General features: G+C 61.1%; 16 protein-coding genes. 9 read left to right on the plus strand and 7 right to left on the minus strand.

Features of this window, described 5'->3' with window-relative positions; translation table 11 throughout:
- Positions 1-63 precede the first annotated feature (63 nt).
- Positions 64-642, plus strand: coding sequence for a DNA-3-methyladenine glycosylase I (locus tag HB393_RS06905; RefSeq protein ID WP_213804412.1), 579 nt, complete (start codon positions 64-66; stop codon positions 640-642).
- Positions 643-1,244: 602 nt separating this feature from the next.
- Here the strand turns inward: HB393_RS06905 and HB393_RS06910 are convergent.
- The gene (locus tag HB393_RS06910; RefSeq protein ID WP_213804413.1) at positions 1,245-1,862 is read right to left on the minus strand and encodes a TetR/AcrR family transcriptional regulator; all 618 of its coding nucleotides are present in this window, start codon (positions 1,860-1,862) and stop codon (positions 1,245-1,247) included.
- Positions 1,863-1,989: 127 nt separating this feature from the next.
- Between HB393_RS06910 and HB393_RS06915 the strand changes: the two genes are divergently transcribed.
- The 4 genes from HB393_RS06915 to HB393_RS06930 all read left to right on the plus strand — a co-directional run bounded on the left by HB393_RS06915 (position 1,990) and on the right by HB393_RS06930 (position 5,124).
- Complete coding sequence (locus tag HB393_RS06915) at positions 1,990-2,610, plus strand: NAD(P)H-dependent oxidoreductase (RefSeq protein WP_213804414.1); 621 nt, start codon at positions 1,990-1,992, stop codon at positions 2,608-2,610.
- Positions 2,611-2,666: 56 nt separating this feature from the next.
- Positions 2,667-3,056 (plus strand): DoxX family membrane protein, encoded by a 390-nt coding sequence (locus HB393_RS06920; RefSeq protein WP_213804415.1) that lies wholly within the window; start codon positions 2,667-2,669, stop codon positions 3,054-3,056.
- A 175-nt stretch (positions 3,057-3,231) separates the two neighbouring features.
- Positions 3,232-3,657 carry a cupin domain-containing protein gene (locus tag HB393_RS06925; protein WP_213804416.1) on the plus strand — a complete coding sequence of 142 codons (426 nt, stop codon included), beginning with the start codon at positions 3,232-3,234 and terminating at the stop codon, positions 3,655-3,657.
- Positions 3,658-3,852: 195 nt separating this feature from the next.
- Positions 3,853-5,124, plus strand: a complete 1,272-nt coding sequence (locus HB393_RS06930) for a competence/damage-inducible protein A (protein ID WP_213804417.1) — start codon at positions 3,853-3,855, stop codon at positions 5,122-5,124.
- A gap of 15 nt (positions 5,125-5,139) precedes the next feature.
- Here the strand turns inward: HB393_RS06930 and coaA are convergent, their stop codons facing one another.
- From coaA to HB393_RS06950, 4 genes are all read right to left on the minus strand, one after another.
- Complete coding sequence (gene coaA / locus HB393_RS06935) at positions 5,140-6,072, minus strand: type I pantothenate kinase (RefSeq protein ID WP_213804418.1); 933 nt, start codon at positions 6,070-6,072, stop codon at positions 5,140-5,142.
- Between the two features lie 72 nt (positions 6,073-6,144).
- Positions 6,145-6,555: a VOC family protein gene (locus HB393_RS06940; protein WP_213804419.1), complete on the minus strand. Its 411-nt coding sequence runs from the start codon at positions 6,553-6,555 to the stop codon at positions 6,145-6,147.
- Between the two features lie 61 nt (positions 6,556-6,616).
- Positions 6,617-7,063, minus strand: coding sequence for a YciI family protein (locus HB393_RS06945; protein WP_255550870.1), 447 nt, complete (start codon positions 7,061-7,063; stop codon positions 6,617-6,619).
- Positions 7,064-7,074: 11 nt separating this feature from the next.
- The gene (locus tag HB393_RS06950; protein ID WP_213804420.1) at positions 7,075-7,437 is read right to left on the minus strand and encodes a YciI family protein; all 363 of its coding nucleotides are present in this window, start codon (positions 7,435-7,437) and stop codon (positions 7,075-7,077) included.
- Positions 7,438-7,513: 76 nt separating this feature from the next.
- Between HB393_RS06950 and HB393_RS06955 the strand changes: the two genes are divergently transcribed.
- The 3 genes from HB393_RS06955 (at position 7,514) to HB393_RS06965 (ending at position 10,752) form a co-directional block, all read left to right on the plus strand.
- A complete protein-coding gene (locus HB393_RS06955) occupies positions 7,514-8,785 on the plus strand; it encodes a sigma-70 family RNA polymerase sigma factor (RefSeq protein WP_213804421.1) in 1,272 nt (423 codons plus the stop codon).
- Between the two features lie 366 nt (positions 8,786-9,151).
- Positions 9,152-9,763, plus strand: coding sequence for a glycerol-3-phosphate 1-O-acyltransferase PlsY (plsY, locus tag HB393_RS06960; protein WP_213804422.1), 612 nt, complete (start codon positions 9,152-9,154; stop codon positions 9,761-9,763).
- Positions 9,760-10,752 (plus strand): NAD(P)H-dependent glycerol-3-phosphate dehydrogenase, encoded by a 993-nt coding sequence (locus tag HB393_RS06965; RefSeq protein ID WP_213804423.1) that lies wholly within the window; start codon positions 9,760-9,762, stop codon positions 10,750-10,752. The genes plsY and HB393_RS06965 overlap by 4 nt, the downstream gene beginning before the upstream one ends.
- A gap of 14 nt (positions 10,753-10,766) precedes the next feature.
- Here HB393_RS06965 and HB393_RS06970 read toward each other — a convergent pair whose 3' ends face one another.
- Positions 10,767-11,315 carry a Uma2 family endonuclease gene (locus HB393_RS06970; RefSeq protein WP_213804424.1) on the minus strand — a complete coding sequence of 183 codons (549 nt, stop codon included), beginning with the start codon at positions 11,313-11,315 and terminating at the stop codon, positions 10,767-10,769.
- A 58-nt stretch (positions 11,316-11,373) separates the two neighbouring features.
- Between HB393_RS06970 and ftsY the strand changes: the two genes are divergently transcribed.
- Positions 11,374-12,366, plus strand: coding sequence for a signal recognition particle-docking protein FtsY (gene ftsY / locus HB393_RS06975; protein WP_213804425.1), 993 nt, complete (start codon positions 11,374-11,376; stop codon positions 12,364-12,366).
- A gap of 21 nt (positions 12,367-12,387) precedes the next feature.
- Here ftsY and HB393_RS06980 read toward each other — a convergent pair whose 3' ends face one another.
- Complete coding sequence (locus HB393_RS06980) at positions 12,388-13,713, minus strand: enolase C-terminal domain-like protein (protein ID WP_255550871.1); 1,326 nt, start codon at positions 13,711-13,713, stop codon at positions 12,388-12,390.
- Between the last annotated feature and the right edge of the window lie 91 nt (positions 13,714-13,804).

Below are 13,804 nucleotides of genomic sequence, written 5' to 3' on the forward strand. Positions count from 1 at the left end.
AGGCGCGTCAGGACCGCAAAGTCCTGGCGTCCGCTACACCAGAACTCCCGTACTCTAGGCACAATGACCCCACCGACAAAATCCCTCTCCAAGCAGCGCTGCTCCTGGGCCGAGAGCGACCCCATGCTCCGCGAATATCACGACACCGAGTGGGGCGTACCCGAGTACGACAGCCGCGCCCTCTGGGAGACGCTCATGCTGGAAGGCTTCCAGGCCGGCCTCTCTTGGAGCATCATCCTGCGCAAACGCGAAACCTTCCGTAAAGCATTCAAGCAGTTCGATCCAAAGAAGGTCGCAAAATTTACCGAAATCGATGTCGAGCGCCTCATGCAGGACGCCGGCATCATCCGCTCTCGCGCCAAGATCGAGGCCACCATCGCAGGCGCCAAAATCTACATCGCCATGCAGGCCGCCGGAGAGGACTTCTCAACCTTCGCCTGGAACCTGGCCGGCGGAAAGCCCATCCAGAACACCGGACCCGTACCCGCCAGCACACCCCTCTCCGAAGAGATCTCCAAGACCCTCAAAAAACGCGGCTTCAAATTCGTAGGCCCCGTCATCGTCTACGCCTGGATGCAAGCCGTAGGCATAGTCAACGACCATGCCCCCACCTGCTTCCGCCGCAAGACCTCAAAACCCTAAAACGAAGCAGCACAACTCCGGGTGCCCCATCCTTTTTGCAGCTTCATCGCAAATAGGGTGGGGTATCGGGCGAAAGCCCGACCGCCTTCCTCCCCCAACCCCAATCCCAAAGCAGGGCCAGTCTCCTCACACCACCCCAACAGCCCGGGTGCCCCATCCTTCGCGCCGTTGTCTCTCGCGAAGGGTGGGATCGAAAACCTTTCCCCAGCCCAAAACGGAGCAGCACAAATCCGGGTGCCCCACCCCTTTTGCAGCTTCTTCGCAAATAGGGTGGGTTATCGGGCGAAAGCCCGACCGCACTCCTTTCCCAGCCCACAAAGCTGTCAAGCCCTAAAAAACCACCCAAATCCTCTAACCCCCTCAAACCAATAAAGATAATAAAAGACAAAAAGTGGCACGTTAGTTATAGGCCACTTGATAAAATAGAACCAGAAACAAAGAAAGCCCCGGCTCATCCCGGGGCTTCGATCTTTAACAATCGAAATAACTCCTTAGCCTGCACATATTTGGACGCAAGCCTCGTATTAAGAGGAATTTAGCACGGGCCAACCCACGTATCTCGCCGCAAATAAAGCGGTTATCCGCAGCAATGGGGGTGGGGGTCAAGAAGAGAGAGCAACAGCGGAGCTCCCCACACGGGCGCTCAGCACCGGAAGCACCAGCTCCAGCACCATCTCCACCATCTCCTCCGCGGGAACCCGGTTCACGCTGCCGAACCACTCCTTCACCGCCCCATAGATCGCCCAGCTCGCCGCAGCCGCGATTATCTTTCCATCGGGCTTCCCCTTCAACCCGTCCTCAGACCCCGCAAATCCGTCCGATAACACCCGCCCGATGGCGCGTGTAATCGCCGCATCCACCAGCGGTTGGAAGGCGCTCTGCCTCTGGCAGGTCCCATCCCCGGTCTCCATCTGGGTCAGATAGTCGCAGGTCGCAAGAATCACCGCGCTCGCCGCCGAAGGGCAACTCCCGTCGAATCGCACCGCCCGCTCGTGCAGCAACTTGTGGAATCCGCCCCCCACCATGGCATCGAGCAGCGCGAACTTATCCGTGTAGTGATCGTAGAAAGTGGCGCGGTTCACCGTCGCCGCCTCCGTAATGTCCTGAACTGAGACCTCGTCGAAGCCCTTCTTCTCCATGAGCTGCTTAAGAGCGCCCTGGAGAAGCTGTCGTGTTCGCCGGATCCGTGGATCCCGGACGTCGCAATCGGAGATTGGCATAGTCCCTCACCTATTAGAGCAAATTTAGAGAAAAAGAATCCATAAACGACATTCGTCGTCTATATGATTAACAACACTCGTTGCTTAAACTTCTTCCGTTGTTTAGGCAATTATTTCGGAGATTCTTATGCCTACGCTTCTACGTATCGATTCCAGCCCCCTCGCCTCCTCCATCAGCCGCGAACTCACCAACGAATTCGTCGCCACCTGGACCGCTGCTCACCCCAATGGAGTCGTTCTGACCCGCGACCTCGCCGCCAGCGCTCCCGCCCCCATCGATGCCCCCTGGATCGGTGCCAGCTTTACCCCTGTGGACTCCCGCACCGCCGAGCAGACCGCGCTCCTCGCCCTCTCCGAGCAGCTCATCTCCGAACTCCAGCAGGCTGACGAGTACGTCTTCGGCGTCGCGATGCACAACTTCTCCATCCCCTCGACCCTCAAGCTCTGGATCGACCAGGTCGTCCGCGCCGGACGCACCTTCTCCTACGGAGCAGGCGGACCCCAGGGCCTGCTCACAGGCAAGAAAGCCACCATCCTCATCGCCAGTGGCGGCGTATACACAGCCGGAACCCCGGCCGGCGGCATGGACTTCGTCGAACCCTACCTGAAGGCCATGCTCGGATTCGTCGGCATCACCAACATCGAGTTCATCACCGCTGGCGGAGCGTCGCAGCTCATGTCCGGCAAACTCGATCGCGCCGACTTCCTCAAGACCCCCATCGAGCGCGTCCGCTCCGTCGCGATCTAACGCGCGGCTTATAGAAGCCGCTTCCATCCTCAACATTCCAGTACGAGAGACAAACTATGAAGATCGCCGCACTCATCGCACGCATTCTCTTAGGCCTGATATTCCTCATCTTCGGCCTCAACAAGTTCCTCAACTTTCTACCCCAACCTCCGCTTCCTCCCTTGGGAGGACAGTTCGCAGGAGCCCTCTACGTCTCTCACGAACTGCTCATCGTAGCCGCCATTGAGGTCGTCACCGCGGTCCTCCTTCTCGCCAACCGTTTCGTCCCGCTGGCGCTCACGCTTCTCGGGCCAGTGATCGTCAACGTCTTCCTCTTCCATGCCTTCATGGCGCCCACAGGTCTGCCGACAGCACTCTTCATCGTCATCCTCTGGTCTGCCGTCTTCTACTCGGTCCGCGATGCCTTCTCAAGCATCTTCGTTCAGAAAATCCCTCAAAGAGCATAAGACTCCTAACCCGCCGCCACCCAACTCTCCCAGAGAGCAGAGTGGCGGCGGCCCTGTCTTCGCTACTCTTCATAAGAAGAGCAACCTCGTCGAAGCCTGTTCAACTAGCGCTTCTACACGTCAACAAGCCCGTCTCTGCATCCAAAGCGCTCTCCGCTGAATCTTTATAATCAATATGTCCGATCAAACGACATCCACTACCGCCGTCTTCGACATCGACGCCATCGTGCGCGCCTTTCCCACCACCGCAGCCACGATGCTGATCGACACCCGCCTCACCGACGAGGCTGCCGCCAGCGCCCGTGTCTTCCGCGTCTACACGCCCGTCCCCGCCCACTACCACGCCACCTGCGACGAATACCTCCTCGTCCTCTCCGGCCGCGCCCGCATGTTCCTAGGCGAAGCCGAACCCTTCGAGATAGGCCCCGGCAAACTGATCTTCTTCAAACGCGCCACCATCCACGGCATGCCCGAGATCCTCGAAGAGCCCTTCGTCGTCCTCGCCGTAGACACTCCCCGCCGCGACCCCAGCGACGTAATCTTCGTCAACCCCAAAGACGGCACCCCCGACACCTTCATCCAAAGCCAGATCCTCTACTAAGGTCGCTGCCCATCGGTTCAATATCGCCAAAACGGAGGCGTAGAGACTGAGGACAACCGCTGCCAGCTAATCCATCATCAGTTCTGATGAAAGCGTGCTTCAATAGAACAGAATTTCGGCGAGCACCCACGCGATCCCACGCGGAGGTGTTCAGCCAACCTCTTGACCCTGGAAGCGGAGACGGAATCAACATACATGATCGCTGAAATCATCGCAGCCGGCTCCGAGATGCTCACGCCCTACCGGCAAGACACTAACTCCCTCTACCTCACCGAAGCTCTCAACTCCCTCGGCGTCCAGGTGGCCTTCAAGACCATCGTCGGGGACAACATCGACCACCTCACCGATGCCGCCCGCATCGCCCTCGCCCGCGCCGACATCGTCCTCTTCTCCGGCGGCCTCGGCCCCACCGAGGATGACCTCACCCGCGAAGCAGTTGCTGCCGCCCTCGGCATCGGACTCCGACGCGACCCACTCGTCTTGGAAGCCCTCGCCAAGCGCTTCCTCGCCCGTCAGATCCCGATGCCGCCCAACAACGCCAAGCAGGCCGACATCCTGCAAGGCGCAACCATCCTCCACAACCAGAACGGCAGCGCGCCGGGCCAGTACCTCGATACCACCCTCTTCCGCTCCGACGGCCCCAGCCTCCGCAAGATCGTCATCCTGCTTCCCGGCCCCCCGAAGGAGCTCAAGCCTCTCTTCGCCGACCTCGTCCAGCCGCTCCTCGCCGCGACTCTTCCGCCGCGCTTCCTCGCTCGCCGCATCCTCCGCATGGCCCTCGTCCCCGAGTCCACCGTCGACGCCCGCACCGCGCCTATCTACAAGCTCTACCCCGATGTCGAGACCACCATCCTCGCCCACTCCGGCGAGATCCAGCTCCACTTCCTCGCCGCCGCCGGCACCCTTGCCGATGCGCAGGCCCACGTCGACGAGCTTACCGAAAAGATTGAGCAAGAGATGGACGACGCCATCTTCTCCTCTCACGGCGAGAGCCTTGAAGAGATCGTCCTGCTGAACCTCGGCATGCGCAACCTCACCATCACCGCGGCCGAGTCCTGCACCGGCGGTCTCTTCGCCCAGCGCCTCACCGCAATCCCCAACAGCTCCCGCACCTTCCTCGGCGGAGCCGTCGTCTACACTCCCGAGCTCAAAACCCTCTTCGCCGACGTCCCCAAAGAGACCATCGACACGAATGGCTCCGTAAGCCCGGAGGTCGCCCGAGCCCTCGCCGAAGGCATTCGCCGCCGCACCGGCTCCTCCCTCGGCCTCGGCATCACCGGACTCGCCGGACCCAGCGGAGGAGCGCCCGGGCCCGACGAAGCCCGCCCCATCGGCCTCGTCTACCTGGCCCTCGCCAGCGCCACATCCACCGAAGTCCGCGAGATCAACATCCCGGGCGACCGGGATCGAGTCCGCTGGTGGGCCACCCAGCACGCCCTCGAGCTCATCCGCCGCACCGTCATCTGACGCGGCAGCGAAGCCCTAGCCCATCCCGATCCTTCGCAGCCAGACCGAGTCCATCGAGTGGTCGAACGCTTTATGAAAGATCAGGTCGGCTCTGGCGCGGGTCGGCTCGATGTTCTCGCGTAGATTCACAAGATTGATCTCCTGCCAGATCTTGCTCGCGACTCGCACCGCCTCCTCATCCGAAAGATCCTTGTACCGTTGAAAGTACGACTGCGGATTCTGGAAGGCCGTAGCCTTCAAACGCAGAAACCGCGTCAGAAACCAGTTCCGGATATCGCTCTCCTCCGCGTCCACGTAGATCGAGAAGTCGAAGAAGTCCGAGACCACCGTCGACGAAGACGAGGTCTGCAGCACATTCAGTCCTTCGAAGATCAGCACATCGATCGAGGAATCCAGCCTGCGCATCTCGTCGGTGATGTCATAAGCGAGATGCGAGTAGAGCGGAACCTCGATGCTCGTCTGTCCGCACTTGATGCCGTGAAGGAAGTCCACCATCCGGCTCAGGTCGTAGCTCTCGGGAAATCCCTTCCTCCCCATCAGGCCACGCTCCGCCAGCACCGCGTTGGGATAAAGAAAACCATCCGTGGTTACAATCTCCACCTTGGGACTTCCCGGCCCAAGCGCCAGCAAAGCCTCCAGCACGCGAGCGAACGTACTCTTCCCTACCGCCACGCTTCCGGCGACGCCGATCACATACGGACCCAGCCGCGAGGGCTTCCCAAGAAATCCATCCCGAGCTCGACTCGCAGCCTCCGCTGCCGCCCTTGAAATACTCAGGAGACGACACATCGGACCGTAAGCCTCCGTCACCTCGTCCAGCGTAATCGGCTGGTACGGACTCGCCAGCGTCGTAAGGTCAACCCCGGCGAGAGGCACAGAGACGTCCGAGCGGAGCGCCGTCCATTCCTCGCGACGGAACTCTTGGAACAGTCGTGGATTCGCAATCATCCACTCCATTATCCTTCGTCGCCGCTGCTTTGACGCAGCCCTCGCGACAGGCTGCGTCAAAGCAGCCGACTACTACATCGGCTTAGGACAATTAACCATCCACGGAATACCGAACTGGTCGGTCAGTATACCGAAGCTCGCCGCCCAGAACGTCTCCTGCATCGGCATCGCGACATTTCCGCCCTCCGCCAACCCAGCGAAGACCCGCTCAGCCTCAGCCTTGTCCTCAATGTGGACCGAGACATGCATCCCCTTCGGGACGACGTAGTCAGCCGCACAGGCATCCGAGCCCATCAAGGTCTGTCCCTTGACCTTCATCATGGCGTGAAGGATCTTGCCCTCCAGATCCGGTGGCGCCTTCTCCCCGGCAGGAAGATCCTGGTGCTTCAGCATCGCCTCGATCTTGCCTCCGAAGCAGCGCTCGTACAGCTTGAACGCAGCCTCGCACTCTCCGTTAAACGTCAGGTACGGATTGATCTGCATAGTGTCCTCTCGCTTTCTAAAATAGTTTGACAATCCCAGTTTTTCGTATCTTTCAGAGTCCTTAGTCGGTCTTCCCCATCTTCTTGCCCAACTCGCGATGCTTCTCGATCGCCTCGCTCGGCTCAAAGTCCTCCAGCCCGAAGAACGGCCGAACCTCCAGCTCCGAATCGGTTCCCGGTCCATGCAGCGCCGGAACCTTCTTCGCCCAGTCGATCGCCTCTTCCCTGGACTTCACATCAATGATCCAGAATCCCGCGATCTGCTCCTTCGCCTCCGCAAACGGCCCGTCGATCACACTCTGCTTTCCGCCCGAGTATCGAATCCGCACGGCCTTGGAGGTAGGTTGCAGACCAGCAAGATCCACCAACACCCCGGCCTTATGCAACTCTTCGTTATAAGTACCCATTGCAGCGAGCAACTCTTCGCTCGGCATGACTCCCGCCTCGGAGTCCTTGTTCGCCTTCACAATCATCATGAACTTCATCGTCTTCTCCTCTCGATTTGCCATAGTTAAACCTTCTAAACCTGTTGCTCCGGCAGTCCTCTCAACTCCACAACCGGACGAATCTCTACCGTCCCAAACCGTGCCGCCGGAATCTGCGCCGCAATTCGGATCGCCTCATCGAGGTCCTTCGCGTCGATAAGAAAGTAACCTCCAAGCTGCTCTCTTGTCTCGGCAAACGGCCCATCTATAAGCAGCGGCTTGCCATCCCGAACCCGAACACTCGTCGCAGTCGAGACAGACTGCAACGGATTCGCCGCCACATAGCTTCCGTCCTGCCGGAGCCGATGCGCCAACTGCGTCGAGTCCGCATAGCATTGCTGCCGCTCGGCCTCGCTGAGAACCTGCTCATCCTGATAAATCAGCAACATGTATCTCATCTGCATCCCTCCGTCAGTAAAACGAACGGCAATCGCCTAAATCGACAGTCTCGGAAAAAAATATTTAGAATTGTGCGTGCCGCAGGACCCCCTACTCACCGCACCTCCCCTCGAAGCACTCGACTCCCTCTACCGCTCCGACTGGGGCCGCATCGTCGCCACCCTCATCGGCCTCCTCGGCGACTTCGAGCTCGCCGAAGACTGTGCCCAGGAAGCCTTCGCCACCGCTGTCGAACAGTGGCGCGAATCCGGCCCGCCCGAGTTCCCTCGCGCCTGGATCATCCAGACAGCCCGCAACAAAGCCATCGACCGCCTCCGCCGCAAGACCCTCTTCGACCGAAAGGTCGAAGACCACGCCGACTCACCCCTCCTCCGCAGCCAGGTTGAGCCCACGCTCCCCGAATCCCTTACCGGTGAGATCCCCGACGACCGCCTCCGCCTCATCTTCACCTGCTGCCACCCAGCCCTTGCACCTGAGTCTCAAGTCGCGCTCACCCTCCGCACCCTTTGCGGGCTCGAGACCGACGAGATCGCCCGCGCCTTCCTCATCCCTCCCGCCACCATGGCGCAGCGTCTCGTCCGCGCCAAACGCAAGATCCGCGACGCCGGCATCCCCTACTCCGTCCCCGACACGCGCGATCTGCGCCCGCGCATCGACGCCGTCCTCACCGTCATCTACCTCGTCTTCAACGAGGGCTACCTCGCTACTCGCGGCGAGTCCATGCTCCGCGCCGATCTCTGCGCCGAAGCCATCCGCCTTGCCCGCCTCGTACGCGAGCTCCTCTACCCACAGCCTCCCGCCGAATGCACCGCCCTCCTAGCCCTCTTACTGCTCCACGACGCTCGCCGCGAAGCCCGCCTCGATCCGGCCGGCGAACTCGTCATCCTCGAAGAGCAGGATCGTACCCTCTGGAACCACGCGCAGATCGCCCAGGCCCTGCCTCTGGTCAAAGAGTCCCTCCGCAACGGAGCCGGACCCTACGCCATCCAGGCCGGAATAGCCGCCTTGCACTGCGTCGCAGCCCGCCCGAAAGACACCGACTGGCGCCAGATCGTCGAACTCTACCAGGTCCTCGAACACCTCCAGCCTTCACCCATCGTTACCTTGAACCGCACAGTCGCCGTAGCCATGGCCGACGGCCCCCAATCCGGCCTCGCCCTCCACGATACCCTCGCCTCCACCGGCGACCTCGACGACTACCACCTCATGCACGCCGTCCGAGCCGATCTCCTCCGCCGCCTGGGCCTGCTCCAGGAGGCCGCCACCAGCTACAAGCGCGCCCTCGCCCTCGTCACCAACGAGAGCGAACGCCGCTTCCTCCAAAGACGCCTGCAAGAGGTAGAGTAGACCGCTATGATGGATGGCTTGGGAGAGAGAAATCGCCGTAAACCCTCTATCTGCAGAATCTATGGGGTTAAGTTGGTCGGATTCGACGCAGGAAGAAAGCCGGGCGACACAGAGAAGCTCCCCGTGCATCTAATAGCTCTTCGCGGGGTTGAACAGAGAAGTAATCACCCGAACTGAATCGCCATACACACTGGAATTCCTCATAACGGAACGCCTGCGACCCGCATCCAAGGAGGCAGATAGGAAAGTCATCTCAAATGGTCGGCACAGGAAACTGAAGCGAAATGTATCGAATAGCCCCTGCCCTGCTCCCCAGGCTTCCTAATCTAATCCTCAAGCTCGTCCACTAAACTCATAGAAACACACATGAATCCCTGGCTCATCTCCATCCCGCTCGCCTACCTCCTGGGCTCCATCCCCTTCGGATACGTGCTCGTCCGTCTGTTCCGAAAAGAGGACATTCGGGCCACCGGCAGCGGCAACATCGGCGCGACCAACGTCGCCCGCTCTGGAGCCAAGGGCCTCGGCATCGCGACCCTCCTCCTCGACCTTGGCAAAGCCTTCCTCGCCGTCAAAATCGCCCAGCATCTGGCCCCCGGCAACTACGACCTGGCAGTCGTCGCCGCAGTAGCAGCCATCCTGGGACACGTCTTTCCCGTCTGGCTGGGCTTCCGCGGGGGCAAAGGCGTCGCCAGCGGCCTCGGCGTCTTCCTCGCTCTTACCTGGCCCAGCGCCCTCTGCATCCTGGCCGTCTTCGCGTTGATCTTCCTTCTGACCCGTTATGTCTCGTTGGCCTCCATCATCGGCGCAGCCGCTTTTCCCTTTTTCGGGTTTTACTTCGTCTCACTTAGGACACCGATTGTCCTGGCCGGATTTCTCTTTATCCCGCTTCTCATCATCGTCAAGCACCACCAAAACATCCGCCGCCTGCTGTCTGGCACAGAGAGCCGCTTCGGAACCCGAAAGGTGGTCGTATGAGCCGCATCACCGTCCTTGGCGCGGGCGCCTGGGGCACAGCCTTGGCCCTCTCTCTCGCCCGCCGCAACGGACACGACCTCGTCCTCTGGTGTCATTCGACCTCGCTGGCTGAACAACTCAACGACCACGGGGAGAACCTCCCTTACCTCCCCGGCTTCACCCTTCCGGCTGACATCATCGTCACCTCCGACCTCCCTGCGGCCATCTTCGAAGCCGACATCATCCTCTGCGTCGTCCCCTCCCAGCACCTGCGCTCGGTCATCACCCACATCGCTCCTCTGCTCACCCGGAATCAGGTCATCCTCAGCGCCAGCAAGGGCATCGAAGAGGGCTCCTTCCTTCGCATGTCCCAGGTCGTCACCGCGCTCACCGATAACCCCATCGCCGTCCTCTCCGGCCCTTCCTTCGCGCAGGAGGTGGCCGCCGCCTGCCCCACCGCCCTGGTCGTCGCCTCGCAGGACACAGCCCTGGCCCTCGCCATTCAGCGTGACTTCTCCTCTCCCACCCTCCGCGTCTATACCAACGACGACGTCCCGGGTGTGGAACTAGGCGGAGCCCTCAAAAATGTAATCGCATTAGCCTCAGGCGTCGTCCACGGCCTCAATCTCGGCCACAACTCCGCCGCCGCCCTCATCACCCGCGGCATCGTAGAGATCACCCGCCTGGCCATAGCCTGCGGAGGCCACCGCCAGACCCTCGCTGGACTCTCCGGCGTCGGAGATCTGGTCCTCACCTGCACCGGCTCCCTCTCCCGCAATCGTGCCGTAGGGATCGAGCTAGGCCGCGGCCGCCAGCTTCCCGATATCCTGGAAGGCCTCCACGGCAAGGTCGCCGAAGGTATCAGTAGCACCACCGCAGCCCTGGGCCTCGCCGCCCGCTACGGTGTGGAGATGCCCATCACCGAACAGGTGAACGCCATCCTCCACCACGATAAAAATCCCAAGGAAGCCATCCGCGAACTCATGGCCCGACCCGGCCGCGACGAGTAGAGACGGCAAGCAGATTATCGTGCAGGATCTGGCGTTGTGCCCCGTTGCGCGTCCAACTCCGCAAAAACCTCAGCAACCCGGATCTTGATCGGCGTTCCCGGCACATTGAGCTCGTCGGTCACTGGTTGCAGCAAGCCGCCTAGTCCAGCCATGAAGGCTCTCCGCTTCTTCGGGTCGATCACCCACACCGCCTCGATCCCCATGCCAAAATAGTCGTCCAGCCGGTCCTGTATATCCGCCAGCCGGTCCTCTGGAGACAGAATTTCGACACACAACAACGGCGCAATCGTAATGATCTCTTCATGGGGATCGCTCGCCCGCGAAAGGCAGATATCCGGAATGCGATAGTGCGTCGCTGAAGTCTGTATTCTCTGCTCGGAACGAACCCGAATCTTCCATTCGGCGAGCCGCTCTCGAAAGTACCAAACGAAAAACACCTGTAGGATTGCGTGCGAACCCTCACCCATATTCCGCTCTCTCACCTCGCCATCAATCCAGTCCCGATCCGGCCGGTAAGATGTCTTCAGATACTCGCTCAGAGGAACCAGCGTCGAAGTAGCCATGGCGATTCACCTCGCTCATCCCATACTAATCCACCCAATCCGCTAAACTAGACCCAGAATGGCCTTCAACCTCTTCGGTAAGCGCGACAAACCCGACCCGCCCGACACTCCCGACCAGCCTCCCGCGCCCCCGCAAAAAGTCGGTCTCTTCGACCGCATGAAGCAGGCGGTCACCCGCACCCGCGAGTCCTTCGCCGAGTCCATCAGCTCCGTCATCGCCCTCACCCGCGAGGTGGACGAGTCCACCCTCATCGGCCTCGAGCCCATCCTTCTCGCCGCCGACCTCGGCGCTCCCACCACCGCTTTGGTCCTCGAAAACCTCCGCCAGCGCGCCCTTCGCACTGGCATCGAAGGCGGCCCCGAGCTCCAGCGGCTCCTCAAGGCCGAGCTCAAAGCCATCCTCGACAGCGTACAAAGGCCCGTCACCCATCCCGCCACTCCCCCCGAAGTCATCATGATGGTCGGCGTCAACGGCACCGGAAAGACCACCACCACCGGCAAGCTCGCCCAGCATTTCACCTCGCAGGGCCGAACCGTCCTCCTCTGCGCCGCCGATACCTTCCGTGCCGCCGCCATCGAGCAGCTCGAGGTCTGGGCCACCCGCTCCAACACCCCCATCATCAAGACCAAGCAAGGCGGAGACCCCTCAGCCGCCCTCTACGACGCCTGCGCCGCCGCCAAATCCCGCGGCTCCCAGGTCCTCATCGTCGATACCGCCGGCCGCCTCCACACCAAGACTGACCTCATGAAGGAGCTCGACAAGATGCGCCGCACCGCGGAGAAGCTCATCCCCGGCGCGCCCCACCAGACCTTGCTCGTCATGGACGCCACCACGGGCCAGAACGGCCTCACCCAGGCCCGCCTCTTCACCGAAGCAGCCCACGTCACCGGCATCGTCCTCACAAAGCTTGACGGCACCGCCAAAGGCGGCATCGTCCTCGCCATTGCCACCGAGCTCAAGCTCCCTGTCGTCTACGCCGGCATCGGCGAGAAGATCGACGACCTCATCCCCTTCGACAGCTCCGCCTTCATCGACTCCCTGCTCGACTAAGCAAAGGCTTCAGGCCGCAGCTCAATCCCAGGCCAGCACCTTCTGTGAGTCGATCTTCGCCGGGTCCAGCTCGATATTGAACCCCGGCCCCGTAGGCAGCGCAAAGTGCGCATGCTCCGGGAACGGAGCCTTCTGCTCGAAGTGATAGAAGTGCCGCATCTTGTTGATCAGGTACTCTCCCAGCGGAAACGTCATCGGCGACTGGCTCGCAATCACATGCACCGCCGCATGAATGCAATGCCCATGCGGAATCACCGGCACATCATGCAGCGACGCCACCGTCCCAATCTTCAGCAGCTCTGAGATCCCACCACACCACTCCGGGTCCGCCTGCACCACCGACAACCCACCCGCCTCCAGATAACGCTCCACCTCCCACCGCCCATAGAAGTGCTCTCCTGAAGCAATCGGGATCGACGTGCTCCGATGCAGCGTAGCGAAGCTCTCTATCTTCTCCGGATGCGACACCTCCTCCATCCAGCGCGGATGATACTGCTCCACCTGGTGCGCCCACTCCAGCGCATACGTCAGATCCCAGCCGCTGAAGGCATCGAACATCAGCTCCGTATCGTCCCCCAGCGTCTCGCGAAGGATCTTCACCAGCTCGACGTTCTTTCTCATCCCCTCCGCACCCGACCCCGGGCCATACCCCATGAACCACTTCTGATTGCGATAGCCCTCCTTCTTCAGGCTCAGACAGCGCGTCCGTACCGCCTCCGGCTCCAGCGAAAACCCCAAACAGCTCGCATACACCTCCACCGACTCCCGCGTAGCCCCACCCAGCAGCCGATACACAGGCACCCCGTAGTACCGTCCCCGCAGATCCCACAGCGCATTGTCCACCGCGCTGATCGCCATGATAAAAAAACCAGCCCGCGAGTGCCTGTTCGAGCGATACATCTCGTCCCACAGCGCCTCCCCCGCCAATGCATCCTTGCCGATCAAGAACGGTCGCAGATCCTCCCTCACCACAATCGCCGCATCCCGCTCAATCGGACCATAGAGCCCATCCAATCCCCCCGCCGTCCGTATCCGCAGATAGATCGCTTTGGTCGTCACCCGCTTCGTCCCACCCGGCTTGTCCTTGTAGACCGCCGGTCGCAGCGCATCGTAGATATCCAGCGGATTGACCTGCTGCTGACCATTCACTCCCGCCTCGGTCTCGTAGTGCCCCTGCAACTCGATCAGTTCCAGATCCGAGATCTTCAAAGGCCCATTGCAGTCCGTCCGCCCACCACACACCGCCGCAAATGAAAACGCACCGGAAGAGGCCACAGCCCCCGCCATCATGCCGAACATCACCTGCCGCCGGCTCATCCCCGCACCCTTCACTGACCCAAACCTCATCGGACACTCTTCCTCGCAGATCGAGCTCGGCATAGGTCAGCATGCATCCCCTCCAAACACACTCAGGATGAAGCTCCCTCCACCGGCATTT

It is taken from the genome of Granulicella sp. dw_53 (assembly GCF_018449545.1).
In the GTDB taxonomy this organism is placed as follows: Bacteria; Acidobacteriota; Terriglobia; order Terriglobales; family Acidobacteriaceae; genus Edaphobacter.

Coding starts and splice junctions, on each gene's coding strand:
- HB393_RS06905 (WP_213804412.1), top strand. CDS start 64: ATGACCCCACCGACAAAATCCCTCTCCAAGCAGCGCTGCTCCTGGGCC.
- HB393_RS06910 (WP_213804413.1), bottom strand. CDS start 1,862: ATGCCAATCTCCGATTGCGACGTCCGGGATCCACGGATCCGGCGAACA.
- HB393_RS06915 (WP_213804414.1), top strand. CDS start 1,990: ATGCCTACGCTTCTACGTATCGATTCCAGCCCCCTCGCCTCCTCCATC.
- HB393_RS06920 (WP_213804415.1), top strand. CDS start 2,667: ATGAAGATCGCCGCACTCATCGCACGCATTCTCTTAGGCCTGATATTC.
- HB393_RS06925 (WP_213804416.1), top strand. CDS start 3,232: ATGTCCGATCAAACGACATCCACTACCGCCGTCTTCGACATCGACGCC.
- HB393_RS06930 (WP_213804417.1), top strand. CDS start 3,853: ATGATCGCTGAAATCATCGCAGCCGGCTCCGAGATGCTCACGCCCTAC.
- coaA (WP_213804418.1), bottom strand. CDS start 6,072: ATGATTGCGAATCCACGACTGTTCCAAGAGTTCCGTCGCGAGGAATGG.
- HB393_RS06940 (WP_213804419.1), bottom strand. CDS start 6,555: ATGCAGATCAATCCGTACCTGACGTTTAACGGAGAGTGCGAGGCTGCG.
- HB393_RS06945 (WP_255550870.1), bottom strand. CDS start 7,063: ATGGCAAATCGAGAGGAGAAGACGATGAAGTTCATGATGATTGTGAAG.
- HB393_RS06950 (WP_213804420.1), bottom strand. CDS start 7,437: ATGAGATACATGTTGCTGATTTATCAGGATGAGCAGGTTCTCAGCGAG.
- plsY (WP_213804422.1), top strand. CDS start 9,152: ATGAATCCCTGGCTCATCTCCATCCCGCTCGCCTACCTCCTGGGCTCC.
- HB393_RS06965 (WP_213804423.1), top strand. CDS start 9,760: ATGAGCCGCATCACCGTCCTTGGCGCGGGCGCCTGGGGCACAGCCTTG.
- HB393_RS06970 (WP_213804424.1), bottom strand. CDS start 11,315: ATGGCTACTTCGACGCTGGTTCCTCTGAGCGAGTATCTGAAGACATCT.
- ftsY (WP_213804425.1), top strand. CDS start 11,374: ATGGCCTTCAACCTCTTCGGTAAGCGCGACAAACCCGACCCGCCCGAC.
- HB393_RS06980 (WP_255550871.1), bottom strand. CDS start 13,713: ATGAGGTTTGGGTCAGTGAAGGGTGCGGGGATGAGCCGGCGGCAGGTG.